Origin of the sequence: Mycobacterium sp. D16R24, from assembly GCF_002013385.1 — a bacterium.
Lineage (GTDB): Bacteria > Actinomycetota > Actinomycetes > Mycobacteriales > Mycobacteriaceae > Mycobacterium.
Window position 1 is genome coordinate 86,570 of the sequence record NZ_MAEV01000002.1, and the last position, 25,243, is coordinate 111,812.

Here is a 25,243-nt window from a genome sequence, read left to right on the forward strand (position 1 = left end):
GAGCAATAGTTCCCCGGGCCGACCGGGTGTGTCGCTCAGAGGCGGGCACCTCGGAACGTGTTCTCTAGAACAGCAGTTCCGCGGGATCGGTGAACGCCAGACCCAGGTCGTACGCGACATGCGTATTCAGCAGCGCACCCTCATGTGTCGAGAGTCCCTTGGCCAGTGCTGCATCGTCGCGGCAGGCCTGCCGCCAGCCCTTGTCGGCCAGTGCCAGTACGTAGGGCATGGTGGCGTTGGTCAAGGCGAAGGTGGATGTCCGCGGCACGGCGCCGGGCATGTTGGCCACGCAATAGAACACGCTGTCGTGCACCGAGTAGGTGGGCTCGTCGTGCGTGGTGGGGCGCGAGTCGGCGAAGCATCCGCCCTGATCGATCGCGATGTCGACCAGTATCGAGCCCGGTTTCATCTGGGCTACAAGTGAATTCGACACGAGTTTGGGTGCCTTGGCACCCGGGATGAGCACGGCGCCGATCACCAGGTCAGCGCGCTTGACGGCACCCTCCAGTTCCAATGTGGATGAGTACCGGGTCCGGATGGTGCCCCCGAATTCCGCGTCCAGTTCACGCAGTTTGTTGAGGTTGACGTCGAAAACCGTGACGTGAGCTCCCATTCCGGCGGCGATCCGCGCGGCGTTGTATCCGGCGACGCCCCCGCCGATGACGACCACGTCGGCGGGGCCGACACCCGGTACGCCGCCCATCACCACGCCGCGGCCGCCCACCGGAGTCATCAGGTGGTATGCACCGACCTGCGCGGAGAGCCGCCCGGCCACTTCACTCATCGGGGCCAGCAGGGGGAGTGCGCCGTCGGCGGTCTGCACGGTCTCGTACGCGATCGACGTGGTTTCCGACTTCAGCAGCGCCTCGGTGCATGGCAGTGATGCGGCCAGGTGCAGATAGGTGAAGAAGGTCTGGCCGCGACGCATCAGCGCGTACTCGGGCTCGATCGGTTCCTTGACCTTGAGCAGGAGATCAGCCTCGGCCCAGATCTGTTGGGCGCCGTTGATGACCTGTGCGCCAGCGGCTTTGAAGTCCACATCGGAAATCGAGGAGCCTTCGCCCGCGCCGGACTGGATGATCACCTCATGGCCACGGCGGGTCAGCTCGGCCACGCCTGCAGGGGTGGTGGCCACACGGTACTCGTTGTTCTTGATCTCGGTCGGGATCCCTACGCGCACAATCTTCTCCTGTTCAGAACTAAGTCTCATGTTCAAGTGTGAAGAAGCGTCGAGAAAGGCGCAATATTTATGTGAAAGATTCGGTACATTGCAAAAATGGCCGCAAAATCACCAGAATCTCGGTTCGACATGCCGCCCACGCCGAATGATGTTCGGCGCGTGGATCTCGATGACGTGGACCGCCGCATTCTGATGGAACTGCACGATGACGCACGAATACCCAACAGTGCGCTCGCGGACGCCGTGGGGATCGCGGCGTCCACCTGCCATGGACGGGTCCGACGTCTTCAGGAATCCGGGGTGATCCGTGGATTCTTCACCGACGTCGATCCGGCCGCCATCGGACGACCGCTGCAGGCGATGATCTCGGTGAGCCTGCAGGCCAACGCGCGAGGGAAGATCCGCACGTTCATCCGGGATATCCGTGAGCTGCCACAGGTCATCGACGTGTACTTCCTGGCGGGCGCCGACGACTACATCCTGCACGTGGCGGCCCGCGACACCGAGGACCTGAGGTCCTTCGTGGTTGAGAAACTCAACGCACAGCCCGATGTCGCGGGCACGCAGACGTCATTGATCTTCGAACATCTACGCGGGGGAGCCCCCCTGTAGATGTCGCCGATCAGCTGGCTGCCGGTGCCGGATCCTCCACGACGTCATTAGCGCTGCCGTCCTGGCCCACGATCCCGTTCTCATCCACCTCGTACACATGTGCTTCGGCGATGTTGAAGAACGTGCCGACCACGCGCACCCGTCCGGATACCACGGCCCCGGCCAGGATCGGGTGGTGAATAAGGCGTTCCACCTGGATTGCCACATTCACGACGCCGAGCTGATCGACTTCGTTGAATCCGTGCGCCTCGGCGCTGGACCGTGCCGGGTGGTATTCCTGGAATGCGATGAGGCTGTCGCGGGCGTAGTCGAGCCAGCGTCCCACCGGAGTGGTGGGCGTATCGGTCGATTCGGTCAGCAGTGCCTTCATCGCTCCGCATGAGGAATGTCCGCATACCACAACCGAACTCACGTTCAATTGGTTGATCGCGAAGTCGAGCGATGCGTCCACCGAACCATCGGCGGGATCGGTGGGCACCACATTTCCCACATTGCGGATCGTGAACAGGTCGCCGGGACCACTGGCCGTGATCACATTGGGCAGGATGCGCGAATCGCCGCAGGTAAGGAACAGCGCATCGGGATCCTGGTAGTCGGCCAGCTCACTGACATGGGGTCGCAAAGCACCCGAACCGCGGTTGTTGTACTCGTTGATGCCGTCGATGATCGACGCGCCCGCACCGTCGTTCTCGCTGCGACGCCACGACCGCCACGGCACCAAACCAACAGCGCGCGAAACGAAATGCCGCTGTGGCCGGGTGGTGTGGGCGTGGTGCAGCTTGGCGTGTGAGGACTCCACGATCATCACGGTGCCGCCCGCGGCCTCGTGAGCGCGCTTCCAGTCGGCGATGGCCTCGGAGATGGCGTGATCGACGTAGTCGGCATTGATCGCCAGCGTGACATGTGCGCCCGGGGGGACCGTGCTGAGTGTCTTGGTCAGCCGGGGCAGCGACAGGAAGCTCAGTGTGCCGTCGAGCTCGACATGCCACTGCCGTGATCCCTCGGTGCCGAACGGGCGCGCGTCCATGTGCGCCCGCATGACCCGGCCCACGAGGATGCCGATGGCCACCACGAGTCCGATGCCGACACCTTCGAGCAGGTTGAGGAACACGACACTGACCATGGTGATGGCGTAGACAGCCAAATCGCCTGTGCGCCAGGCGAGTTTCATGTGAGCCAACTTGACCAGCTGGACGCCGATGACAATCAGCAGGCCGGCGAGCGCCGCCTTGGGGACGAGTTGCACGACGCTGCTGAACAGCGACGCGAACAGCAGCACCCAGATGCCGTGCAGGATGGCCGAAGCACGAGTCTTCGCGCCCGCGGCCACGTTGGTGGAGCTGCGGACGATCACGCCGGTGATGGGCAGGCCGCCGAGGAAGCCGGACACCATGTTGGCGCTGCCCTGGCCGATCATTTCGCGATCGAAGTTGGTCCGGGGGCCGGTGTGCAGCTTGTCGACGGCGACCGCGGACAGCAGCGACTCGACACTCGCGATGAGGGCGATGGTCAGCACACCCAAGAGCACTCCGGCCCAGTCGCCATTGGCAGGCCCGGTCAGGGTCGGCAGGCTGAGTGCGTCAAAGAAGTCACCCGACAGCGAGATCCGCTCGGCCGGGGAGTTGGTGAGGACGGCGAAGGCGGTCGCGGTCACGATCGCAATCAGGGCGCCGGGGATCATCCGAATCTTGGGCGGCAGCTTGGGCCACAGCAGCAGGATCGCGATCACCATCACGCCGATGATCACGTCGGGTAGGTGATGGTTGAGGACGCCCTGGGGCAGTGCCTTGATGTTCTGCCACGCGGAGCTCTGCGATGCGCCGCCCATGAGGACATGGATCTGCTGTAGCGCGATGGTCACACCGATACCGCCGAGCATGGCGTGCACCACGACCGGCGCGATGGCGAGCGCCGCGCGGGCGATACGGCTCAAGCCGAACAAGATCTGCAACAGGCCCGCACCAATGGTGATCAGGCAGGTCATCTGCCAGCCGAACTTGTTGATGATCTCGGCCACCACGACGGTCAGGCCGGCGGCCGGGCCGCTGACCTGTAGCGGTGAACCACCGATGGCGCCGGCGACGATGCCACCGACCACGGCCGCGATGAGACCCGCCATCAGCGGGGCTCCGGAGGCGATCGCGATACCGAGCGAAAGCGGCAGCGCGACGAGGAATACGACGAGGGAGGCCGGGAGGTCGTGCCGCAGATTCTGCAGTAACGACGGCTTCGAAGCCTGCTCGGTGACGGAAGTCGTCATGACAGTAAGCCCTATCGGGATGAAGGGTCGCGGCAGCTGCGGCTAAACGCGCGTGCGCGACGAAATGGATAGATCTGCGGATGAGACGCGTATGACGGCGTCATTGCCGTCAGGGCGACGGCTCAGCGTCGATTTATCCCGATGGTGATAAGGCGTTGTCGTCCCAAATTATCGGGGGCTCGTGAGAATACGTAGCCCCGCGAGGCCAGGAGCGCCAACAAGCTGGCGCCCAAGAGCACTGTCATCACGATCGCGGCCGGAACCGGTAGCGAGGTGGGTTGCTGGCGGATCCGCGTAACGGTCGCGCTCAGCGGGCTCTTGACGTGCTCGTGGACCTCTTCCGGCAGCAGGTTCGATGCTGGCGAAGTTCCGATGACTGCTGTTCGCCAGCCGAACATCTGCCCATGTGTGGCCGGTCCGAGGAAGCACAGGGTCGCAAGGAGGGCAATCGCGACACCACCCACACGCGCGTATCGCTTGCGGCCCGACATGGGTTCCAGAGTACCAGTGCGGGCCTCAAACTGGTCGTATCGCAGCTAGAGATATGTTTCTGAGAGGAACCTGAGAGCGCGCCGTGACCCCGGCAAATGGTAGCCAGAGTCGTGACTACCGTCACAGCTGGTTGCTCGGACGACCAGGATTACACCCGATCGTTGGACCAAAAAAGGGGCTCAACCAGGAGTTGACATATTCGCCTGGCAAATCGATCAAGTGATAGACATTGCGTAGCTCGAGTGAATCCCGCGTGGTGTGCTGGTGAACTTCCGACGGTGTGGCAACACCGCCCTCCTGACGCGCGCGATTTTGGCGCTTGTAGTCGGGCGCCGCATCCGTTGTCGTGGCGTCGAGGTTTAGGGTGACCGGCGTGACTAACATCGCGACCGGAGTGCTCGGAGCGCAGGGCAAGGTTGGCCAAGCCATGTGTCAGGCCGTTGAGGCGGCAGACGATCTTGACTTGGTGGCCGCCGTGGATAAGGACGACTCGCTGGAGGCGTTGACCGCCGCCCGCGTCGTCATCGACTTCACCCATCCAGACGTCGTCATGGACAATTTGAAGTTCCTGATAGGCAACGGTATCCACGCGGTTGTCGGCACCACCGGCTTCACCGACGAGCGGTTGGATCAAGTGCGTACCTGGTTGGCGGACAGCCCGGGAACGGCAGTGCTGATCGCCCCGAATTTCGCGATTGGCGCCGTGCTGTCGATGAAGTTCGCCCAGCAGGCCGCCCGATTCTTCGAATCGGTGGAGGTCATCGAGCTGCACCACCCCAACAAGGCGGACGCCCCGTCGGGAACGGCCACGCGCACCGCACGGCTGATCGCCGAGGCGCGTAAGGGATTGCCGCCGAGCCCCGATGCGACCAGCACCGGGATCGAGGGAGCTCGCGGCGCCGATGTCGATGGCGTGCGGGTGCACGCGGTGCGCGTCGCCGGACTTGTTGCCCATCAGGAGGTGCTGTTCGGGACTACCGGTGAGACGTTGACCATCCGCCACGACAGCATTGACCGGTCGTCCTTCGCGCCGGGTGTGCTGTTGGCTGTGCGCAATGTCGCGGCCCGGCCCGGCCTCACGATCGGCATCGAGCCCCTGCTGGAGCTGTAGTGTCCGCCGCCGCCCGGATCAAGATCCTCATCGCGTTCATGTGCGCGGCGATGGTCGTCTACTTCCTGATCCTGGGCCGGATGGGTGTCGCGTTGATCGACAGCGGAAAGCCCGCGGCGATCGGGATGGGTATCGGCGTGCTGATCCTTCCGTTCATTGGTGCGTGGGCGATGATCGCCACCCTGCGCGCAGGGTTCGCGCATCAGCGGCTCGCAGGTCTGGCCACCGAGTTGGGGCGCGATCTCGATGTGAGCGCCGTGCGCAGGACGCCGTCGGGGCGCGTCAATCGCGAGGACGCCGACGCACTCTTCGCGACCGTGAAGGCGGAGGTCGAGGCAGAACCCGACGATTGGGTGGGGTGGTACCGGTTGGCGCGCGCGTATGACTACGCGGGAGACCGGGGCCGTGCGCGCGAGACCATGCGCACCGCGGTGCAGATGCAGCAGGACGCGACAGGATGAGGCGTCTGCTGGTGGTGCACCACACCCCGTCGCCGGCGACCCGAGAATTGTTGGAGGCCGTGCTGGCGGGCACGAGGGACCCCGACATCTCCGGAGTCGAGGTGGTCGCCAGGCCCGCTCTTGCCGCGACGATCCCCGACATGCTGGAGGCCGACGGGTACCTGTTTGGCACCACCGCGAATTTCGGATACATGTCGGGTGCCCTCAAACACTTCTTCGACACCGTCTACTACCCGAGCCTGGACCATGTCGCCGCCCGCCCCTACGGCCTGTGGGTGCACGGCAACAACGACACGGTGGGCGCGGCATCCGCGGTGGACAAGATCGCGACCGGGCTGGCCCTGGAGAAGGCCGCCGATGTGCTCGAGGTGGTCGGGCCGATCAACGCATCCGTGCGCGAGCAGGCCTATAACCTTGGCGGCACGATCGCCGCGATCTTGATGCATTGAGGAGACTGGCATGCCCGGACTTGCCGAACTTGCCCTGGGAGCCGCGCCTATTGCCGGAGGTGCTCTGCTGGGAGCGGTAGCGGGCAATCTCAAGCCCCCAGACTTTCGGGCGTTGATCGCCAAAGACCTCGATCTGCTCGATCGCATCCCCGAGGAGCAGACCGAACGTCGCGCCGCGTTCCAGCGCACCATCGATCAGCGGATCGACGATCTGATCGCCGGCACCGATCGGGGACGTTCACTGCGTGAGGCCGCTTTCTCCTATGGCGGCGGCTGGCGCGACATCCTGGTGTTCGTCGGGGCTGTTCTGTTCACCGTGATCTGGTGGAACGTCGAACACACCCGGACCAACTGGCTGGTCATGTTCCTGGTGATGCTGGCGTTGACCCTGGTCGCGGGGTTCTATGCGCTGCGCACGACGCTGCGCGGACTGCACGGCCTGGGTGGAAGATTGCGACATCGATCCTCGGGAACCTCGTAACCGCAGGGCCCGGTAATTCACCGGCGAATTCGAATCTGTCATATTCGATTTAGTCTGTTAAATCGGACTTCAGAGATTACGAGATATTAATAGAGCTGAATCTCTGGATACGTGGAGTATCCATGTGATGGACATAGAATAACGCTCATCTATTCAGTCCATATGAAATCGGAATTTGCCTTGAACGCGACACTACGCACGGCCGAAATCGTTGATGTTCAGCGGATGCTCTCGGTGGCAGAGTCGGAATTGAATCATCTACGCAAGTACACAACCATCTGGTACGTGGCCTGGCTGCGGGGCGACCTGGACGTAGCCGCATTGAGCGCGGCCGCGACGGCTCTGCAACGTAAGCACCCTTTCCTCGCGGCACGGGTCGATCCCGTTGGCCGCCGCTTTCGGGTGACCACCGAGCCGGTACGAGCTTCCGTGGTCTCTTTACTGGCTGAGCCGCTCGAAGATGTCGCGACACTGCCGGTGCTCTCGCTCGATGATGGAACGTTGGCGGTCCTGGTCCATCCGCGGGACGGCGGTAGCGCGGTCGCGGTGGGGGTGGATCATTCGATCGCGGATGCTCGCCTGAGTTACGTCTACTTCCACGAATTGTGGGAGCTCTACACCCGAATCGTGACGACGGGCCAAGCTCCGCAGCCGCAGCGCCAGCCGATTCCGGTGGCTCCGGAGTACGCGATGGAGAGTCGCGGCTTGCTGCGCACCACCCTTCCGGTCAAACACTGGTTCGGTGCCACGGCCTGGGGCGGTCAGCGGCAGGAAAGCCCCACTGTGCCGCGAACCGTGCTGGGCTGGAAGCAACGCTTCGACCCCGAGATCTCCGCGGCGTTGCGCACGGCGGCGCGGCAATGCCACACGACCGTGAACACGCTCATCACCGGTGTCATCGCCCTTGCGGAACGTGCGTTGATCCCCGTCGATGACGGCGTGCCGGTGAACCTGGGCTTCGAGTCGCTCGTGGACTATCGCAAGCACCTGACGCCTCCCGCCGAACTCGGTGAGATCGCCAACGGAATCATGATCGCGCGAAGTCAAGTAATGGTCCGCATAGACGATGACGCCGTGCAGATCGGCACCGAGGTGGCGCGTCAAATAACCGAGGACATCGACAGCGGATTTCTCCTGCAGAGCGTGCACCACATCGGTGACGGGTTCTTGGCGGGGGATTTCGGGCCGTTCATCCGGATCACCAATCCGGGAATTCTGCCCATCCCACCCTTGCCACCGGACCTGATCCTGGAAGACTTCGACGCTCAGCTGACAACACCGCCAACCACGATCGCCGACGGTGCACCCGGGCCGCAGGCATCCCGCTACGAGGTCTACTCCATCGGCGAGGAGTTCACCATCGTGTGCAAATTCCCCGCCGAGTCGCTTACCGACGCACAGGTGGGCGCGCTGCGCGCGGACATCGTCGCGCGGGTTGACGCACTCGCGAAACGGTAGAAGGCGCTCTGTGCAGGGCGCTCTCGGTGCGTCGGGGCCCCGGGATCGTCGGAGCCGGGAAGTAAGCTAGCTGCGTGCCCGTTCCCACTCCTTACGAGGATCTGTTGCGTCTCGTGCTCGACCAGGGCACACCGAAGTCGGATCGCACCGGCACCGGCACTCGCAGCGTCTTCGGACACCAGCTGCGCTACCGCCTGGACGACGGCTTCCCGCTGATCACCACCAAGAGAGTTCATCTGAAGTCGGTGATCTACGAGCTGCTGTGGTTCCTGCGCGGCGAGTCCAACGTCCGCTGGCTCCAAGAGCGCGGGGTCACCATCTGGGACGAGTGGGCATCGGAGGCAGGCGAGCTGGGGCCGGTGTATGGGGTGCAATGGAGATCCTGGCCCACCCCGTCGGGGGAGCACATCGACCAGATCAGTGCTGCGCTCGGCCTGTTGCGCACCGACCCCGATTCGCGCCGCAACATCGTCTCGGCCTGGAACGTGGGCGAGATTCCTCAGATGGCACTGCCGCCCTGTCACGCCTTCTTTCAGTTCTATGTCGCGGACGGCAAGCTGAGCTGCCAGCTGTATCAGCGCAGCGCCGACCTATTCCTTGGGGTTCCCTTCAACATTGCGAGCTATGCGCTGCTCACCCACATGATGGCGGCGCAGGCGGGGCTCGGAGTGGGCGACTTCGTGTGGACCGGTGGTGACTGCCATATCTACGACAACCACATCGAGCAGGTGACCGAGCAGCTCAGCCGCGATCCCTATCCGTATCCGAGGCTGATTCTGGCGCAGCGTGATTCGATTTTCGACTACGAATACGAGGACATCACGGTCGAGAACTATCAGCATCATCCCGCCATCAAGGCGCCTGTCGCGGTATGACGGGAACCATCGGGCTGATCTGGGCACAATCCCGCGACGGCGTCATCGGTGCGGATGGCGCCATACCGTGGCGGCTACCGGAAGATCAGACGCGTTTCAAGGCAATCACCATGGGGCACACGGTGATCATGGGGCGCAAGACCTGGGAGTCGTTGCCCGCCAGTGTTCGCCCGCTGCCGGGGCGGCCCAATATCGTGCTGACCCGGGATGCGTTGTTCGAACCGGACGACGCGCTGGCCGTCGGATGCGTGGACGCCGCATTGGCCGCCTCTGATGAGGCCCCCTGGGTCATCGGAGGCGGGGAGATCTACCGGCTGTTCCTGCCCTTGGCGCAGCGATGCGAGGTGACCGTGGTGGACGCCGATGTGCCGGGCGATGCGCTCGCGCCGGAACTCGACGAGAGTTGGGTGGTCGAGGACTGCGCTGGTGACAAAAGTGATTGGCAGACAAGTGCATCCGGATTGCGATACCAGTTCCTGAGCTACCGGAAGGCCGACGTGTGAGGCATACGCTGCTCCGGGTGGCCATCGTGTTGGCCACCGCGGTGCTGGTGCTCACCGGCTGCAGCCGCGTCGTTGACGGCACCGCGTCGGCTCCCGCGGAAGCCGCGGGCTGGGGGAACGGCCAGGGCGCCGGTGTGACGGTAGGTGGCGCCGGTGATGTCGCCACGGGGATTACCGTGTTCGTCGATTTCCAATGCCCGTTCTGCCAGCGATTCGAAGCCGAATACGGCGAGGAGATCACGAAGTACGTCACCGAGGGGCGACTGCAGGTCACCTATCGACCGGTGAGCTTTCTGGACCCGATCTCGGTCAGCGGTGACTACTCGTCGCGGGCCGCGGCCGCCCTGTTCCTGATCGACAACTCGGGTGCCGCGGACCCAGTGATTCTGGGCTTCATCGGTGAGATGTTCCGAAGACAACCAGCCGAGGGCATGGGGAACCTCACCAATCTGCAGATCAGTGAAATCGCCGCCGGGGCCGGAGTGACAGGCGATGTGCTGCACGAGATTTCATCTCTTCAGGTCACCGATGCCGATCGCCAGCGGACGGCGGGCAATGAGCAGCAGCTGACAGATCACGGCCTGGGCGGCGTCCCCGCCGTGATTGACAGCTCGGGGGAGATGGTTGATCCCTCCGACGCCGACTGGCTGGCCCGCCTTGTGGGAACGCGGTGAGTCGCTCGACACTGAACGTCACACAGGCGCGTCGCATCGCGATCGCGGCGCAGGGCTTCACCGGTGCGTCAGCGACCTCGGTGACCCGTGCACACCTGCGCAAGCTCATCTCCAGAATCCAGGTGCTGCAACTCGATTCGGTATCTGTTGCGGTACGTGCCCACTATGCGCCGGTGTTCAGCAGGCTCGGGCCCTACGATCGCGCGCTTCTGGACGACGCCGCCTGGACTCACAGCGCGCGCACGCCACGGCTGCTCATCGAGTACTGGGCGCACGAGGCGGCGCTGATGTCCATCCAGGACTGGCCGCTGATGCGGTGGCGTATGCGCGAGTACCAACACGGGCGGTGGGCGCGAAAGTTCGTCGAGGAGAATCCGCGCCTGGTTGAGGAGGTACTCGCGGCCGTCGCCGAGCTCGGACCGTGCACAGCCGGACAGATCGAGGCTTACCTGGAAAGGGAGGCGCCGGGCCGTAAAGGCCCGTGGTGGGACCGCAGCGAGACCAAGTGGATTGCCGAAGCGCTGTTCTCCTCGGGAGAGCTGACCACCGATAAACGCGTAGGGTTTTCGCGGCATTACCAGTTGGCACACAAGGTGATTCCCGCTGACATCTACCAGCGTGAAGTCTCCGATGAGGAGGCGGTACTGGAACTCACGCGTCGCGCGGTGCGTGCGCTGGGCCTGGGAACCGAGGCTGATATCCGCGACTACTTCCGGCTCGCGGCGGGACAGATCAAACCGGCATTGGCCGCGCTCGCCGAAGCGGGGGAAGTGGAGAAGGTGGTCGTCGACGGGTGGAGCGCACCTGCCTATCTGGACGTCGGGCAGACGATTCCACGCGTGGACCGTGGCACTGCGCTGCTGTGTCCCTTTGATCCGCTGATCTTCTTCCGCCCCAGGGTCGAGCGCCTCTTCGACTTTCACTATCGCATCGAGATCTACACACCGGCGCCCAAGCGGCAGTACGGCTACTACGTCTGGCCGTTTCTGCTCGACGGGCATCTCGTCGGCAGGGTCGACCTCAAGGCCGATCGCGGCGCCGGGATCCTCAATGTCGTCGGGGCATTCGCGGAACAGGGGCAGGATCCGTCGCGCATCGCCGGGCCGTTGGCCGAACAGCTCCGCACCATGGCGTCGTGGCTCGGTCTTGAGGGAGTCGCCGTCGGGAAGCGCGGTGACGTGGTCAAGCCCCTTGGCGGCGTCCTTCGAACGACACGGTGACCAGGTCGGCGACCTTCAGCGATCCCATCGCCATCGAAAACGGCTTCACCTGGTAGGCCCGCTGTGACACCTCTGTGGTGAGGCTCAGCTGCTGGCCGTCGCCGTCTTCGATAACAGCAAGGTCGATATCGACAACCTGAGTTACCCCGTGAATGGTCAGGGAACCGTGCATGCGGTAGCCGGCGACCGCCTCAGTGATCTTCTCGGCACGGAACTCGATAGTGGGAAATCGTTTGGCATCCAGTGTCTTCAGCGCGTTGACTCGCACGACCGCCTTCTCTGGCGTGCTCAGCGGCGTCAGCCCGCCCTCGCCACTGTCGACTCGCAGCGAGTTCACGCCGACAACAAGTTCGGCGGACGATGGTTGGCCGTCGGCTTCCTCGACGGAGATGGTCCAGGAGTCCATGACGATGGAGAGACGGTGGCCCATACGTGCTGCGCGTCCGGCGACGCCGGTGCGCAGGGTCAGCGTGCCGTGCTCGGGTCCGAGCGTCCAGGAACTCACCGGCCGATCGTAAAGGTGCCGTCTAGCGTGCCGGCGGGGAGCCGACCGGCAGCGGTTTGCGCCACTGATCGGCATGCACTTCGATCCTGGTCTTCCCCGACCCGGACCACGATGTGTTGAGGCCGAAGTGCTGGGCCAGCTGCACAATTCGGCGGCCGACGGTGGCATCGGTACGTTCGTGAACCTGGGCCTCGGCGCTCGGATCGCTGCGCTGATAGGCCTCCAGCAGGTCTGTCGGCAACCCGGGGTGCGCGCGAAACGCGCTGTACCCCAGGTAAAGAATCGGATTGTCGTCGGCCAGGCGCAGTGCATCCTGCTCGTGGAAATAGGTGTACGCCCACTGCTGGTAGCGGTACCAATCAGGCGGATCCGGATTGATGGTGCGCTCGAAGTCGATCTCGGAGGTGGCGCAGGTTCTGCAGCAGGCGAAGCACATGCGCGCGAGGATGCCCTCGGATTCCAGGTGGGCGAACGTGTACTGGAGCCGGCCGTAGTCGCCGGTGTTGGCCCACGTCGCCTGTTCGGCGAGACGTTCGTTCCACATCTGCCGCACCAGTGCCGCGGCCTCGTCGGGATCGACCTGCCCGGAATCGTCCACCCACTCGGCGACAGACTCTTCTATCTGGTCCCGCGACCAGAAGCCGGCGATGAGGTATTGGCGGATGAAGACTCGCAGCTCATCTCGATCGCCGGTTTGCCATTCGAGGATGCGCACACGTCAAAGTTAGCTGGGGAAGTTGCCGAATGCATATCGAGAATGATGGCGGGCCTGTGCTGGTGATTGGTCGGTCACGACCGCCGATAGGGTGTGGCGCGTGGCAGAGATAGTGCCGCTGCGCGTGCAGCTGATAGCGAAGACCGACTTCATCGCACCTCCGGATATCGACTGGAGTACCGATGCCGACGGCGGCCCGGCGCTCGTCGAATTCGCCGGCCGGGCCTGCTATCAAAGCTGGTCCAAGCCCAACCCGCGCACCGCCACCAACGAGAGCTATCTGCGCCACGTCATCGAGGTGGGACATCTCTCGCTGCTCGAGCACGCCTCGGTCACCTTCTACATCACGGGAATCTCCCGTTCGTGCACGCACGAGTTGATCCGCCACCGCCACTTCTCCTACTCGCAGCTCTCGCAGCGATTTGTCCCCGAGGCGGACTCCAACGTGGTGCTACCGCCTGCTGTCGAGGATGACCCCGAGCTGGTGGAGCTGCTGCGTAAGGCCACCGATGCCAGTCGTGCGGCTTACGTCGAGCTCCTGGAGAAGCTGGAATCCAAGCTCGCCGACGTCCCCAACGCCGTGTTGCGGCGCAAGCAGGCGCGACAGGCGGCCCGGTCGGTGCTGCCCAACGCCACCGAGACCCGCATCGTGGTGACCGGGAACTACCGGGCCTGGCGACACTTCATCGCGATGCGCGCCAGCGAGCACGCCGACGTGGAGATTCGCCGGCTGGCGATCGCCTGCCTGCGCCAGCTCGCCGACCTGGCGCCGTCGATCTTTGGCGACTTCGACATCGCAAACCTGGCCGATGGCACCGAGGTCGCGATCTCCCCGCTGGTTTACGAGGGATAAGACACACGGGTCACGGCATATTCACTTGGTCGCGGCGGGTATTCTCATGCCGTGACAGCAGGTGAAACAGTGGCGCGGCTCGGCACCGTGCTCACCGCGATGGTGACCCCTTTCGATGCCGATGGCGCCCTTGACGTCGATACCGCGGTCCGGTTGGCCGCGCATCTGGTCGACGCCGGGTGCGATGGGCTCGTACTCTCCGGCACCACCGGCGAGTCTCCCGTTACGTCCGACGCCGAGAAGCTGACCCTGCTGCGCGAGGTGGTGGCCGCCGTGGGTGACCGCGCACGCATCATCGCGGGGTCCGGCACCTACGACACCGCCCACAGCATCAAGCTCTCCCGGGAATGCGAGGCCGCCGGGGCCGATGGGTTGCTGGTCGTCACGCCCTACTACTCTCGGCCCTCGCAGGCAGGGCTGCTGGCACATTTCACCGCAGTCGCCGACGCGGTGAATGTGCCCGTCATCTTGTACGACATTCCGCCGCGCTCGGTCATCCCGATCGACTTCCATGTCATCCGTGAGCTCGCCGCGCACCCGAACATCGTGGCGGTCAAGGATGCCAAGGGCGATCTGCACGGTGGTGCCCAGATCATCGCCGGTACCGATCTCGTCTACTACTCCGGTGACGACCCGCTGAACCTGCCCTGGTTGTCGGTCGGAGCGGTCGGATTCGTCAGCGTCATATCGCATTTCGTCGCGGGGCCGCTGCGTGAGTTGCTGGCCGCCTACAACGCCGGCGACGTAGAGACAGCCCGCAAGCTCAATGCGCAGGTTGCGCCGGTGACCGAGGCCTGTAGACGTCTGGGTGCCGTGGGTGCCATCAAGGCCGGGCTTCGGTTGCAGGGCATCGAGGTTGGCGATCCTCGTCTGCCGAATGTCCCGCCGAGCGCGGAACAGATCGAGGGATTGGCCGCGGATATGCGCGCTGCCGGGGTGCTGTAGGTGGCTCTAACACCACCCGATAACCTGCGTGCGCCCGGACCGCTCGCCGAGGGCGCGCTGCGGGTCACGGCACTCGGCGGTATCAGCGAAATCGGCCGCAACATGACGGTTTTCGAGCTTCGCGGCCGTCTGCTCATCATCGACTGCGGAGTGCTGTTCCCGGGCCATGAAGAGCCCGGCGTGGATCTGATCCTCCCGGATATCCGACTTATCGAAGATCGTCTCGACGATGTCGAGGCGCTGGTCCTCACGCATGCGCACGAGGATCACATCGGGGCTATCCCGTTCCTGCTCAAGATGCGCCCCGATATCCCCGTCGTCGGCTCGGCGTTCACGCTGGCGCTGGTGGAGGCCAAGTGCCGGGAACACCGCATCACCCCGCGGTTCGTCAAGGTCGCCGAGGGGGAGCGGTCCACCCACGGCGCCTTTGAATGCGAGTACTTCGCGGTCAACCATTCCATTCCGGACGCCCTCGCCATCGCCGTGCACACCGAGGCAGGGACCGTCCTGCATACCGGCGATATCAAGCTCGATCCGCTGCCCCCGGACCGCCGCCCGACCGACTTGCCCGGACTGTCCGGGCTGGGCGATCGGGGAGTCGACCTGTTCCTCGTCGACTCCACCAACTCCGAGATTCCCGGGGTGGGCCCGTCGGAGAGTGAGATCGCTCCGACGCTCAACCGGCTCATCGAGACCGCCCGCGGCCGAGTGATCATCGCGTGTTTTGCCAGCAATGTGGCCCGAGTGCAACAGATTATCGACGCCTCGGTGGCGCACGGCCGCCGCGTCGCATTGGTGGGCCGATCGATGGTGCGCAACATGGGCATCGCCCGCGATTTGGGCTTCCTCGATATCGACGACCGCAATCTCATCAACGTGGAAGTCGCGAACGAGCTTGCACCGCAACGGGTTGTGATGATCACCACCGGTACACAGGGTGAGCCGATGGCTGCGCTCTCGCGGATGGCGCGGGGCGACCACCGCCAGATCACACTCACCACCGATGATTTGGTCATCCTGTCCTCGTCGTTGGTGCCCGGAAACGAGGAGGCGGTCTACGGCATCATCGACTCTCTCGCGAAGGTGGGCACCCGGGTGGTAACGAATACCCATGCGCGGGTCCATGTTTCGGGCCATGCCTACGCGGGAGAGCTGCTCTATCTGTATAACGCGGTGCGGCCACGCAATGTGATGCCGGTGCACGGCACCTGGCGGCATCTGCGCGCCAATGCTGGGCTGGCCGTCAAAACCGGTGTGGACGATGACCGAATCGTGCTGGCGGAGAATGGTGTGAGCGTCGATCTGCACAACGAGCGCGTTCGCATCTCCGGCCGTGTACCGGTGGGCAAGATGTTTGTCGATGGTCTGGTCGACGGTGACGTATCCGATGTCACTGTGGGGGAGCGCGTGGCCCTGGGTGGCGGTGGGTTCATTGCGATCACCGTCGCGGTGCGTAGCGACGGGCGTGCCGTCGGCAGGCCGCAGCTGTTCTCACGCGGCTTCTCAGATGATGCCAAGGCACTCGACCCGGTGACCGAACTCGTCATCGCGGAGTTGAATTCGCTTGCCGAACAGTCGGTTACCGATACCGGACGCATCGCGCAGGCTGTGCGGCGCGTGGTGGGCAAGTGGGTCGGCGAGAAGTACCGCCGCCAGCCGATGATCGTGCCAACCGTGCTGACCGTCGGCTAGATCTTTTCGGCGAGCACAGTCCGTTCCAGTTCGGTGGTCGAGAGGTCACGTCCAGCGGGTGTCAGGTAACGCTCCTGGAACTCGGGACCGCTGACATCCTCGACGACCCGCCAGCCGTACTCGCCGAGCAGGGGTGCCACCGCATCGGGCGCGAGACCGAACATCCATACCTGGCTGCGTAGACGAAACCTCTTGTACAGGATCGTGTTCCCGTACAGGTTCGAGCCATCGATGAAATCGCTTTGCACGTAGGTGAAGGCGAGACGGCTGCCCGGTGCGGCCGTGCTCAGGTAGTCCAGTGTGGACCGGACCGCCGGTTCGGGAAGGTATTGCGTGACGCCCTCCCAGATGAAGAAGGTGCGTGCGGTGACGTCGTGCCCGGCCCGGTGTAACGCGTCGCCCAGGTTGTCGTGCTGGAACTCGACGGGAACAAGGAGCACCGACGGCGGCAGTGCGCCGACTGCCTTCTGGATCGTGCGCCGCTTGGCCGCGATGTTTACCGGCTGATCGACCTCGTACACCGGTATCGGTGAGGTTCGGGCCAGTCGGCATCCGCGGGTGTCCATTCCGGCGCCCACATTGACTACCGATTCCACTGAGTCTGCCCATGAGGCGAGTTGGTCATCGATGTAGCGCTTACGGCACACGAATATCGACCAGGCGCCCCGGCCGCTTCGCTCTGCCAGCCTGATCAACAGGTTGCGCAGCGTCGTCCAGGCTGTGACACGGACAAACCAGCGCAATCCGGCGGGCAGGATTGCGGCGGCCAGATCGTCATGGACGATCCGGGACCCGCGCGGTTCATGCTGCTCGATCGCCGCGATGGCCATGGGGCCGTACGCGGTCTGTGCTGCCGGGTTTGTCCGTGCCATGTCTAGCGCCTGTTGGTGAATCCAGCATCGACCGGGAGTGCGACACCCGTGACATACCGGGCGTCCTCCGATACCAGCCATGCCACCGCGTTGGCCATATCCTCCGGCGGCATGAGAACTACCGGCAAGGCATGCCCGGTATCGGACATGCCTTCGGGCGCGCCATTGGAGAACAGCTCCTCGGTCACCGGATTTACCAGCATGGGCGTCGCGACACCGCCCGGGTGAATCGTATTCACCCGAATATTATGTGGCGCAAGCATGTTGGCATAGGACCGCATGAGCCCGACCAGCCCGTGTTTGGCGGCGGTGTAGGCCAGCCCGCCCGGGGTGTTCATCACCATGCCGGTCAGTCCGGCTACCGAGCTGGTCAGCACGATCGAACCGCCGGCGCCACGGTCCACCATCGACGGTCGGGCCACCTCGACTGTGTGATAGACGCCGGTGAGGTTGACGTCGAGCACATCGGTCCAGCCCTGCTCGCCACTTTCAGGAGTGAGAGTGGCAATGCCGGCGTTCGCGACCACGATGTCGACCGGCCCGAGGGCCTGGACGCCGGCATCGAAGGCAGCCTGCAGTGCATCCCGGTCGCGCACATCGGTCTCGTGTGCCGAGATGGCACGCCCCAGGGCGCCGACCTCCTTGACGGTGAGGTCCAGATCCTCGGTAACGGCCATCGGGTATTCGACCGAGGGGATCTGTGCGCAAATATCGACCGCGATGATGTCGGCTCCCTCAGAAGCCAGCTTGATCGCGTGGGCGCGGCCCTGCCCGCGGGCCGCGCCGGTGATAAAGGCGACCTTGCCGTCGAGCTTGCCCATATCAGTGCGTCAGATCACCCTTGGCGGGATCACCCGCTGGAAGTGCTTCGGCAACAACAATTTCCGGGGCTTGACCGAGCAGTGGGCCCAGTTTGCCGAACAGTGCGGTGAGGGCGGGCGCTTTCCCGTGCTCGGCCAGCGTCTCGTTGCTCGCCCAGGACTCCACGAAGACGAAGCGATCATGGGCCTCGTGTAGCGAGTAGAGATTGCAGCCCGGCTCGTCGTGGACCTGGGGGATGGTCTCGAGCAGCGCGGCACGGACCTCGTCGCGCTTGTCCGGCTGGGGATACAGGAACGCCACCACAGTGGGCATGGAACACCTCTCGTCGTCGGGAGTCGATCGAATTCCACCGTACCGAAACAGTGCCGAGTGCCCGTCGGTCGATAGGCTGTGCGGGTATCAAGGGAGGGACATGACCTATCAGCACCCTGTGGCCGGGCCACCGATCCGCACCGAGGTTGTGCTCACCGAGGATGGACGAGGCAACCTTACGAAGGGCGCGCTCCGTACAGTCGCACGATCGTGGGGCGTCTGGATTCTGCTCGTTGGGGCCGTGCTGTACGTCGCGTTCTTCTTCGTGTTTGTTGGCGCTCCCGCCGGTCTGGTGATCCTGATCGTCGTGGTCGCGGCGGCAGCCCTGATCGCGTCGAGGATTCGATCCCGTACTCGGCTGTCCATGCAGGCGATCCCGCCCGGGACGGTGCAGCGCGCCGAGTTCGGAGCGTCGGACTTTACGTACTGGGTACTGCGTCCTACGACGAATGCTTTACTCGGGCAATCTTTTCTGACCACTCGGCTCATGGTCTTGCGTGACTACGCCGAGATCAAGAACGTCGTGGTGAACGACAATGCCGTGGGAATCTTGTTCTCGGCCCGGCCGGGAACGCGTGAAGCCTTCCCCCGTGCGTTGTTTCCCGACGAGGCGCTGGCACTGATGTCCCGCTACACCAAGGTCACCGGGAAGTGGTCGCCTCTACCGGCACCGACGAATTGACCCAGACGGAGTACTCGTCGAGTGCGGCATTGAGACGCTCGCGATCAACGCGCGTACCTATCTGCTGGGCACCGACCAGGACACTGAATCCGATGCGGGCCAGGGTGTCCGCTCGGTCCGGTTCGAACCCGGCCTCGATGTAGTGCTTGGTGAGATGCTTGTGCCGTACCTGGTCCACGCGGTGCTGTGCCGCAGCGACGTAGCGGTCCTCCATCGCCCAGGCGCGAATTGCCTTCTCCACCTCGTGATCTGCATCGCGCGCGGCCTGTTCCAGTACGGCCAGCCGTTCCCGCGGGTTGGCCACCTCGTCGATGCGTCGGCGTTGTGCGGTAGTGACGTCGTTTTCCCAGTAGTCGATGACGGCGTGGTAGAAGCCGACGCCGCTGCCGAAGTGGTGGTACAGCGAGCCTGTTGTCACGCCGATCCTTCGGCATACAGCCGTCGTGGTGAGTGCGGGTTTTCCGCTCGCAGCCAATAGTTCGAACGCTGCAGTGAAGTAGTCCTGGCGGGAGACCTTCTCGGTCATGCATCCGACCATAGATGAATCTACGGGTTAGGGGAAGAGGAAAGTAAAAGGTAGCTGCGTCTGACTGGAGAGATTTCACAGTTAACAATTTGTGTATGATTTCCTATGTGGTACTGCACGCGAAATGCGTAGTGCAGCGATACTGGGAAACAGGGGAGGTGCAAACGATGTCGCAGAAGTGGTTTGCGATGGTGGGCGCGGTAGCAGGTTTGGCGATGTCAGTGGGGGCGGCGTTGCCCGCTGCGGCGGACCCGCCGAAGAATCCGTACCCGGACACCAGCAAGTACGCCAAGCTCGATTTCGAGGGGTTCCGTATCGCCGACAAGCCCGGCCTGTGGTTCTCTACCCCATTCGGCCTGGACTGTGGGATATGGGAGGACAGCAGCTTCGGATGCACCGGTGCAATTCCGGGTGCTCCCGGCGGCGCCAACCAGGTTGGCTGGTTCAAGGGAGAGTCGGCGGCGCACTTCGATAACACTGGGCAGCCGAGGTTCTCGTCGGGGCAGGCTCAGCGTGTGTTGCCTGCTAACAATTACATCGAACTCGGTAGCACACGTTGTGCCACGACACCGGAGAACAATGTGTACTGCACCGGGGGTGGCAACTATGCGAGTTACTCGAGCCAGTTCATGGTGTCACCCGGCAAGACCTGGCTGGGAGCCCAGAACTAGGCGCTGACACGTGGGGCGTGCGGCACCGGGCACCCTGCCGGTGTCGCCGCCGTCGCGTCATGGTGGGTGTATGAGGTGTCGTGCATGCCGCCGAGCTTGGCCAGCGCCTGATTCATAACCGTCGCCGACCACCACAGCAGCTCGCCATTGCGTTGTTGTGCACGGCGTTTGGCGCCAGGAAGGCTGTCGGTCAGCCGGCGCAACTGGACGTTGGCGTGCACCGCGGCACCCGTCAGCCAGGTCCACGGCTGTAGTCGGGCGTCGCGTAGGGGAGTGGCGCGCACGAGTGCCCGCACCAGATCTTCACCGCCGTAGTACGCGGCGATACCGAGAACCGGAGTGAACACCAGTCGTCCAATGCGCCCCGCTACTCCCTTGTCGACGAAGCCGAATGCCGCACTCATCATCGCGTCGGTCCATTCGGAGGGGCCACCGGCATAGGCGACCATGTAGTCCATCGTCTCCATCCCCTCGGCCACGGATTTGGGAATCAGTTCCTCGGCCACACCGAACACGTAGGCGATGTACGCCCAATACATCACGGCGGCTTCAAGATCGGCCATGCTGCGGGTGCGCCCGTGTTGATGGTCGATCAGCGGAGGGATGAGCCCAAAGGTCATCGCGGCACCCATCGTCATGGAATTGGAAATCGGGTTGCCGTGGTGGGCGAATTGTTCGTCGCCCCAGGAGCGTCGGAGTCCGGCACGAACCTGTGCGTGCATCAGACGTACCAGGACGGTGTCCTTGAATGGCTGCGAAAAGCGTTCCAGAGCACCGCGATAGGTCATCTTGCGAAACCATGCGGTGGTTTCCAGGTTGCGGCGCAGGGTGTCGTTGACGAATCTGCCGGTCGCGCCGGTGGCGTAGGCGACCTCATCGCCCACAAACGTGCCGAAGGTGTCGCCGAAGCCCATCCCGAACTTGGCCGCCAACGAGGAGTTGTTCCATAGCTGTCGCCCGCGTTCCCAGAGCGCGGCGTCGTACCACGCAGGTGGGTTGTCGAGCTGGTCGAACAACGCGACGAACTCCGCCGGCGGATTCTCGATCGACTCGATGCCTTGATCGAGGGCCCGGGTGAGCATCGCCCGACCCTGGCGCGCCGGCATCTTGCGGATGCGGTCCACGACCGCATCCATCAATTCGTCGCCCTGCCAGAGGTGATCGGCGAGCAGCCGGGTGCGCGGCGTCTCCCTGGGGACCTCATGGAAGTCCATCCACGGCGTCAGGATGTCCTTGCGGGACTGGGTCCACATCGCATCGAATCGCAACCGCGCAGGTGCCGGGCGTAGAGCCATGCCCGCCCGCCAGTAGTAGTCGTTCGGATGGGTGCTGACTGTCGATAGGGCGTCGTTGCCACTCATGGGCACAGGCTAGCGAGCACTGAGGCATGTTGGCAACACTCATTGTCAAGTGTCTGGCTGGTTTTCCCTCACGGGGTTGATCTGATCAATAGAATCGGCCTCGCTATTTTGCTGACTTGGTAACCACGAATATCGGGAGGGGTTGGAATGCGGCTGCTGACTCGGTTGGCGGGCATCATCGCGCTGGCACTGGGACTTATCGTCCTATCGGTGTCCTCCGCGATGGCGGATCCGGACATCTCGGGGGACCCGAATCCGTATCCCGACGTCAACAACACCACCAAGTTCAAGCAGGCCGACTTCGAGCAGTTCCTGCGTGACGACACCGACGGGGCCTGGTTCGCGACGCCCCGTGGGTTGACCTGTGCCATCTGGATCGACGGCAGTTTCGGCTGCAACGGTTCGTTCCCCGGGGCGCCAGCTGGGACGAACCAGGTGGCCTGGTTCCCGGGCGATTGGCGTGCCCATTTCGACACCACCGGAGAGTCCCTGTTCACTCCGGCGACGCGTCCGCCGGTGCTCACGCCGGGTAACTACTTCAATTACCGGGCGGTCAAATGTGCCGTCACCAAGGACGAGGGCGTCTACTGCTTCCGGGGTCATTCAGCCAGCAGTTACAACGGCGATCAGTTCTACATCGCGGCGAATCAATCCTGGCTGGGTGAGACCAAGCCGCGTCCCGACCGCTAAGCCGGGTTTCTCAGGTCACGAGACTGTCTCAGGGTGGCCTCGCGTAGGTGACAAAACATTTGCTTACTAGCGGTTTTAGCCGTGTTGCAGATGGTGCGGATGTGGCTGTTGCGACTAGGCTGTCGCCATGGCGAGTAAGACTGTCAGCCGTTCGCGCGGCCGGACCACCAAATCGGGACCCCGGTCGCGCAACACCACGCCGACCCGTCGTCCGGCGCCGCGCCGCCGCAATCAGCGTCGTAGCCAGCACTGGACGACGCCGTTGGTGGCGTTGGGTCGCGGGGTGCGCACCGGGTGGCATGCCTGCGCCCATGGTGTCGGGTCGTTGTTCCGGTCGGTGGGCCGCGCTCACGACATCGAGCATGGACATCGGCGCGACGGCATCGCGTTAGCGTTGCTGGGCCTGGCGTTCGTGGTGGGCGCGAGCTCTTGGTTCCACGCCGCCAAGCCCGTTGGTGGCTGGATCGACGATGTCTTCCGGGCGGTGGTGGGCTCCGGTGTGGCGCTGGTTCCTGTCATCGCGCTTGTCATTGCCGTGTTCTTGATGCGCACCGAGCCGAACCCGGAGGAGCGTCCGCGCCTGCTGCTGGGCTTCGCCATGGTCGCGCTGCCGATCCTCGGCCTATGGCACCTGTTCGCGGGTTCCCCCGATTCCCCCGAGGGGCGCTCGTCCGCGGGAGGATTCGTCGGTTTCGTGATCGGCGGACCGCTCGCGCAAGGCCTTACCGCGTGGATCGCCGCGCCGCTGCTCGTGATGGCAATCGTTTTCGGCGTGCTGTTGCTGACCGGCACCACGATCCGCGACATCCCGGACACCCTGCGAAACATGTTCTCGCCCCAGGAGTACGACGAATGGGACGAGGAGGACCCGGACTCGGATTGGGACGAAGAGGATCTCGAGCCGGAAGATGACTATGAGGCGACTCGCGAATTCAAGCGCGGGACAACGCCGATGGAGAACTACCCGCTCGAGGAAGAGGCAGCTGCGGCTCCCGAGCCTCCAGTCGCGACCGTGCCCAAGCCGGTGCCCGCGGTCAAGTCGACCAAGAAGTCCAAGCCGAAACCACAGATGCCCGTTGTCGACCGGGTGATCGAGGGCCCTTACACCCTGCCATCGCTGGATCTGCTCATCGCGGGAGATCCGCCGAAGGAAAGTAGCGCGGCGAACGACGAAATGATCGCCGCGATCACCGGGGTTCTTGAGCAGTTCAAGGTCGATGCCGCGGTCACCGGATTCAATCGCGGCCCCACCGTCACCCGCTACGAGGTAGAGCTCGGACCCGGCGTCAAGGTGGAGAAAATCACCGCCCTGCAACGCAATATCGCGTACGCGGTGGCCACCGACAGTGTGCGCCTGCTCGCACCGATCCCTGGCAAGTCCGCGGTGGGCATCGAGGTGCCGAACACCGACCGGGAGATGGTGCGGCTGGCCGACGTGCTGACCGCACCCGAGACCCGCAGGGATCACCATCCGCTGTTGATCGGCCTGGGCAAGGACATCGAGGGCGACTTCATTTCCGCCAACCTCGCCAAGATGCCGCACTTGTTGGTGGCCGGATCTACCGGTTCGGGTAAATCGAGCTTCGTCAACTCGATGCTCGTCTCACTGCTTGCACGTGCCACCCCGGAGGAGGTCAGGATGATCCTGATCGACCCGAAGATGGTGGAACTGACTCCCTACGAAGGCATTCCGCATCTGATCACCCCGATCATCACCTCGCCGAAGAAGGCGGCAGCCGCCCTGGCGTGGCTGGTGGAGGAGATGGAGCAGCGCTACCAGGACATGCAGGCCAGCCGGGTCCGGCACATCAACGACTTCAACGCGAAGGTGCGCTCCGGCGAGATCACCACACCGCTGGGCAGCCAGCGTGAGTATCGCCCGTACCCCTTCATTCTCGCCGTTGTCGACGAGCTTGCCGATCTCATGATGACCGCCCCCCGTGACGTCGAGGACGCCATCGTGCGCATCACCCAGAAAGCACGTGCGGCCGGTATCCACCTGGTGTTGGCCACTCAGCGCCCGTCGGTGGATGTCGTCACCGGCCTCATCAAAACGAATGTGCCGTCGCGTCTTGCCTTTGCGACGTCATCGCTTACCGACAGCCGAGTCATCCTGGACCAACCCGGCGCCGAGAAGCTCATTGGTATGGGAGATGGACTGTTCCTGCCGATGGGGGCCGGGAGGCCCATTCGCATGCAGGGCGCCTTCATCACCGATGAAGAGATCAGCGCCGTGGTGTCGGCCGCCAAGGAACAGGCCGAGCCCGACTACACCGAGGGCGTCACCGCCGCCAAGGTCGGCGGCGGCCCCGGCAAGGACGACGTCGACCCCGATATCGGTGACGATATGGACGCCTTCCTGCAGGCCGTCGAGCTCGTGGTATCGAGCCAATTCGGCTCGACCTCAATGCTTCAGCGCAAGCTGCGGGTCGGCTTCGCCAAGGCGGGCCGTCTCATGGACCTGATGGAGACGCGCGGAATCGTAGGCCCCAGTGAGGGATCCAAGGCGCGCGAGGTCATGGTGAAGCCCGAGGATCTCGGCAGCCTGATGGCGTCGATCCGTGGCGGCGGGGGAGCCGATGAGGACGAAGACGACGGCGGAGTCCCGGAGGACTTCTGAGTCCCGAAGACTTCTCGGGTACTGAGCGTTTTCCGGGTGTCGATGGTGGAGCCCGGGCCTGACGACAGCAGCCTGCTTCATTGCTGCAGCAACTAAGTAGATCTTGGTTGGTACTTCCCTGAGTGTGCCCGGCGGGTTCCGCTAGACGGGGAGTCCGTTGGGTTCTCATCTCGCAAGAGTGGATACGTGTATTAGCCAGAA

Annotated in this window: 27 protein-coding genes; 17 read left to right on the forward strand and 10 right to left on the reverse strand. The window is 63.9% G+C overall.

What is annotated here, in order from left to right; translation table 11 throughout:
• Nucleotides 1-64: 64 nt before the first annotated feature.
• Nucleotides 65-1,180, reverse strand: coding sequence for an alanine dehydrogenase (ald, locus tag B4383_RS01400; RefSeq protein WP_078287649.1), 1,116 nt, complete (start codon nucleotides 1,178-1,180; stop codon nucleotides 65-67).
• Nucleotides 1,181-1,276: 96 nt separating this feature from the next.
• Between ald and B4383_RS01405 the strand changes: the two genes are divergently transcribed.
• Entirely contained in the window at nucleotides 1,277-1,792 is a 516-nt protein-coding gene (locus B4383_RS01405; protein ID WP_078287650.1) for an Lrp/AsnC family transcriptional regulator, read from the forward strand.
• 10 nt (nucleotides 1,793-1,802) lie between these two features.
• On the opposite strand, the gene B4383_RS01410 is transcribed toward B4383_RS01405, so the two are convergent.
• Together B4383_RS01410 and B4383_RS01415 are read right to left on the reverse strand one after the other, a co-directional pair.
• Entirely contained in the window at nucleotides 1,803-4,052 is a 2,250-nt protein-coding gene (locus tag B4383_RS01410; RefSeq protein WP_078287651.1) for a SulP family inorganic anion transporter, read from the reverse strand.
• A gap of 122 nt (nucleotides 4,053-4,174) precedes the next feature.
• Nucleotides 4,175-4,450 (reverse strand): hypothetical protein, encoded by a 276-nt coding sequence (locus B4383_RS01415; RefSeq protein WP_078287843.1) that lies wholly within the window; start codon nucleotides 4,448-4,450, stop codon nucleotides 4,175-4,177.
• Between the two features lie 476 nt (nucleotides 4,451-4,926).
• Here B4383_RS01415 and dapB point away from each other — a divergent pair, with 476 nt between their 5' ends.
• The 9 genes from dapB to B4383_RS01460 all read left to right on the forward strand — a co-directional run bounded on the left by dapB (nucleotide 4,927) and on the right by B4383_RS01460 (nucleotide 11,776).
• Nucleotides 4,927-5,655: a 4-hydroxy-tetrahydrodipicolinate reductase gene (gene dapB / locus B4383_RS01420; protein WP_176138382.1), complete on the forward strand. Its 729-nt coding sequence runs from the start codon at nucleotides 4,927-4,929 to the stop codon at nucleotides 5,653-5,655.
• Complete coding sequence (locus B4383_RS01425; RefSeq protein WP_078287652.1) at nucleotides 5,655-6,116, forward strand: hypothetical protein; 462 nt, start codon at nucleotides 5,655-5,657, stop codon at nucleotides 6,114-6,116. Before dapB ends, B4383_RS01425 begins: the two co-directional genes overlap by 1 nt.
• Nucleotides 6,113-6,565: a flavodoxin family protein gene (locus tag B4383_RS01430; RefSeq protein WP_078287653.1), complete on the forward strand. Its 453-nt coding sequence runs from the start codon at nucleotides 6,113-6,115 to the stop codon at nucleotides 6,563-6,565. The genes B4383_RS01425 and B4383_RS01430 overlap by 4 nt, the downstream gene beginning before the upstream one ends.
• A gap of 10 nt (nucleotides 6,566-6,575) precedes the next feature.
• A complete protein-coding gene (locus tag B4383_RS01435; protein ID WP_078287654.1) occupies nucleotides 6,576-7,046 on the forward strand; it encodes a hypothetical protein in 471 nt (156 codons plus the stop codon).
• Between the two features lie 180 nt (nucleotides 7,047-7,226).
• The gene (locus B4383_RS01440) at nucleotides 7,227-8,504 is read left to right on the forward strand and encodes an acyltransferase (protein WP_078287845.1); all 1,278 of its coding nucleotides are present in this window, start codon (nucleotides 7,227-7,229) and stop codon (nucleotides 8,502-8,504) included.
• Nucleotides 8,505-8,578: 74 nt separating this feature from the next.
• Entirely contained in the window at nucleotides 8,579-9,379 is an 801-nt protein-coding gene (locus B4383_RS01445; protein WP_078287655.1) for a thymidylate synthase, read from the forward strand.
• Nucleotides 9,376-9,882, forward strand: a complete 507-nt coding sequence (locus B4383_RS01450; protein WP_078287656.1) for a dihydrofolate reductase — start codon at nucleotides 9,376-9,378, stop codon at nucleotides 9,880-9,882. Before B4383_RS01445 ends, B4383_RS01450 begins: the two co-directional genes overlap by 4 nt.
• 8 nt (nucleotides 9,883-9,890) lie before the next feature.
• On the forward strand, nucleotides 9,891-10,556 hold the full coding sequence (locus tag B4383_RS01455) for a thioredoxin domain-containing protein (protein WP_078287846.1): 666 nt from the start codon (nucleotides 9,891-9,893) through the stop codon (nucleotides 10,554-10,556).
• Nucleotides 10,553-11,776, forward strand: coding sequence for a crosslink repair DNA glycosylase YcaQ family protein (locus tag B4383_RS01460; protein ID WP_139360477.1), 1,224 nt, complete (start codon nucleotides 10,553-10,555; stop codon nucleotides 11,774-11,776). The genes B4383_RS01455 and B4383_RS01460 overlap by 4 nt, the downstream gene beginning before the upstream one ends.
• Here the strand turns inward: B4383_RS01460 and B4383_RS01465 are convergent.
• Both B4383_RS01465 and B4383_RS01470 read right to left on the reverse strand, forming a co-directional pair.
• Nucleotides 11,739-12,281 (reverse strand): YceI family protein, encoded by a 543-nt coding sequence (locus B4383_RS01465; RefSeq protein WP_078287657.1) that lies wholly within the window; start codon nucleotides 12,279-12,281, stop codon nucleotides 11,739-11,741. The two genes, B4383_RS01460 and B4383_RS01465, sit on opposite strands and share 38 nt — an antisense overlap.
• A gap of 22 nt (nucleotides 12,282-12,303) precedes the next feature.
• Nucleotides 12,304-12,996: a hypothetical protein gene (locus B4383_RS01470; protein WP_078287658.1), complete on the reverse strand. Its 693-nt coding sequence runs from the start codon at nucleotides 12,994-12,996 to the stop codon at nucleotides 12,304-12,306.
• Nucleotides 12,997-13,096: 100 nt separating this feature from the next.
• Here B4383_RS01470 and thyX point away from each other — a divergent pair, with 100 nt between their 5' ends.
• From thyX to B4383_RS01485, 3 genes are all read left to right on the forward strand, one after another.
• Nucleotides 13,097-13,849: an FAD-dependent thymidylate synthase gene (gene thyX, locus B4383_RS01475; RefSeq protein WP_078287659.1), complete on the forward strand. Its 753-nt coding sequence runs from the start codon at nucleotides 13,097-13,099 to the stop codon at nucleotides 13,847-13,849.
• Between the two features lie 69 nt (nucleotides 13,850-13,918).
• Entirely contained in the window at nucleotides 13,919-14,794 is an 876-nt protein-coding gene (dapA, locus tag B4383_RS01480; RefSeq protein WP_078287660.1) for a 4-hydroxy-tetrahydrodipicolinate synthase, read from the forward strand.
• Nucleotides 14,795-16,486 (forward strand): ribonuclease J, encoded by a 1,692-nt coding sequence (locus tag B4383_RS01485; RefSeq protein WP_078287661.1) that lies wholly within the window; start codon nucleotides 14,795-14,797, stop codon nucleotides 16,484-16,486.
• Here B4383_RS01485 and B4383_RS01490 read toward each other — a convergent pair.
• From B4383_RS01490 to B4383_RS01500, 3 genes are read right to left on the reverse strand one after another with little or no spacing between them, the layout of a single operon-like run.
• Entirely contained in the window at nucleotides 16,483-17,358 is an 876-nt protein-coding gene (locus B4383_RS01490; RefSeq protein ID WP_078287662.1) for an SAM-dependent methyltransferase, read from the reverse strand. The two genes, B4383_RS01485 and B4383_RS01490, sit on opposite strands and share 4 nt — an antisense overlap.
• A 2-nt stretch (nucleotides 17,359-17,360) precedes the next feature.
• Nucleotides 17,361-18,179 (reverse strand): mycofactocin-coupled SDR family oxidoreductase, encoded by an 819-nt coding sequence (locus B4383_RS01495; RefSeq protein WP_078287663.1) that lies wholly within the window; start codon nucleotides 18,177-18,179, stop codon nucleotides 17,361-17,363.
• A gap of 1 nt (nucleotide 18,180) precedes the next feature.
• A complete protein-coding gene (locus B4383_RS01500) occupies nucleotides 18,181-18,492 on the reverse strand; it encodes a putative quinol monooxygenase (protein ID WP_078287664.1) in 312 nt (103 codons plus the stop codon).
• A 100-nt stretch (nucleotides 18,493-18,592) separates the two neighbouring features.
• Between B4383_RS01500 and B4383_RS01505 the strand changes: the two genes are divergently transcribed.
• Nucleotides 18,593-19,174, forward strand: a complete 582-nt coding sequence (locus B4383_RS01505; protein ID WP_078287665.1) for a hypothetical protein — start codon at nucleotides 18,593-18,595, stop codon at nucleotides 19,172-19,174.
• Here B4383_RS01505 and B4383_RS01510 read toward each other — a convergent pair.
• On the reverse strand, nucleotides 19,134-19,700 hold the full coding sequence (locus B4383_RS01510) for a TetR/AcrR family transcriptional regulator (RefSeq protein ID WP_078287666.1): 567 nt from the start codon (nucleotides 19,698-19,700) through the stop codon (nucleotides 19,134-19,136). The genes B4383_RS01505 and B4383_RS01510 overlap by 41 nt on opposite strands.
• Nucleotides 19,701-19,867: 167 nt before the next feature.
• On the opposite strand from B4383_RS01510, the gene B4383_RS01515 reads away from it, so the two are divergent.
• Entirely contained in the window at nucleotides 19,868-20,371 is a 504-nt protein-coding gene (locus B4383_RS01515; RefSeq protein WP_078287848.1) for a hypothetical protein, read from the forward strand.
• Here the strand turns inward: B4383_RS01515 and B4383_RS01520 are convergent.
• Complete coding sequence (locus tag B4383_RS01520; protein WP_078287667.1) at nucleotides 20,368-21,732, reverse strand: oxygenase MpaB family protein; 1,365 nt, start codon at nucleotides 21,730-21,732, stop codon at nucleotides 20,368-20,370. The two genes, B4383_RS01515 and B4383_RS01520, sit on opposite strands and share 4 nt — an antisense overlap.
• Nucleotides 21,733-21,879: 147 nt before the next feature.
• On the opposite strand from B4383_RS01520, the gene B4383_RS01525 reads away from it, so the two are divergent.
• Together B4383_RS01525 and B4383_RS01530 are read left to right on the forward strand one after the other, a co-directional pair.
• The gene (locus B4383_RS01525) at nucleotides 21,880-22,422 is read left to right on the forward strand and encodes a hypothetical protein (RefSeq protein WP_078287668.1); all 543 of its coding nucleotides are present in this window, start codon (nucleotides 21,880-21,882) and stop codon (nucleotides 22,420-22,422) included.
• Nucleotides 22,423-22,549: 127 nt separating this feature from the next.
• A complete protein-coding gene (locus B4383_RS01530) occupies nucleotides 22,550-25,042 on the forward strand; it encodes a DNA translocase FtsK (RefSeq protein WP_078287669.1) in 2,493 nt (830 codons plus the stop codon).
• Nucleotides 25,043-25,243: the final 201 nt, after the last annotated feature.

Bases quoted from the DNA above. Each gene is read 5' to 3' on its own strand.
- B4383_RS01490 (WP_078287662.1), bottom strand. From the start codon at position 17,358: ATGGCACGGACAAACCCGGCAGCACAGACCGCGTACGGCCCCATGGCC.
- B4383_RS01515 (WP_078287848.1), top strand. From the start codon at position 19,868: ATGTCGCAGAAGTGGTTTGCGATGGTGGGCGCGGTAGCAGGTTTGGCG.
- B4383_RS01510 (WP_078287666.1), bottom strand. From the start codon at position 19,700: ATGACCGAGAAGGTCTCCCGCCAGGACTACTTCACTGCAGCGTTCGAA.
- B4383_RS01525 (WP_078287668.1), top strand. From the start codon at position 21,880: ATGCGGCTGCTGACTCGGTTGGCGGGCATCATCGCGCTGGCACTGGGA.
- B4383_RS01435 (WP_078287654.1), top strand. From the start codon at position 6,576: ATGCCCGGACTTGCCGAACTTGCCCTGGGAGCCGCGCCTATTGCCGGA.
- B4383_RS01495 (WP_078287663.1), bottom strand. From the start codon at position 18,179: ATGGGCAAGCTCGACGGCAAGGTCGCCTTTATCACCGGCGCGGCCCGC.
- B4383_RS01415 (WP_078287843.1), bottom strand. From the start codon at position 4,450: ATGTTCGGCTGGCGAACAGCAGTCATCGGAACTTCGCCAGCATCGAAC.
- B4383_RS01450 (WP_078287656.1), top strand. From the start codon at position 9,376: ATGACGGGAACCATCGGGCTGATCTGGGCACAATCCCGCGACGGCGTC.
- B4383_RS01530 (WP_078287669.1), top strand. From the start codon at position 22,550: ATGGCGAGTAAGACTGTCAGCCGTTCGCGCGGCCGGACCACCAAATCG.
- B4383_RS01520 (WP_078287667.1), bottom strand. From the start codon at position 21,732: ATGAGTGGCAACGACGCCCTATCGACAGTCAGCACCCATCCGAACGAC.
- B4383_RS01505 (WP_078287665.1), top strand. From the start codon at position 18,593: ATGACCTATCAGCACCCTGTGGCCGGGCCACCGATCCGCACCGAGGTT.
- B4383_RS01500 (WP_078287664.1), bottom strand. From the start codon at position 18,492: ATGCCCACTGTGGTGGCGTTCCTGTATCCCCAGCCGGACAAGCGCGAC.
- B4383_RS01430 (WP_078287653.1), top strand. From the start codon at position 6,113: ATGAGGCGTCTGCTGGTGGTGCACCACACCCCGTCGCCGGCGACCCGA.
- B4383_RS01405 (WP_078287650.1), top strand. From the start codon at position 1,277: ATGGCCGCAAAATCACCAGAATCTCGGTTCGACATGCCGCCCACGCCG.
- B4383_RS01410 (WP_078287651.1), bottom strand. From the start codon at position 4,052: ATGACGACTTCCGTCACCGAGCAGGCTTCGAAGCCGTCGTTACTGCAG.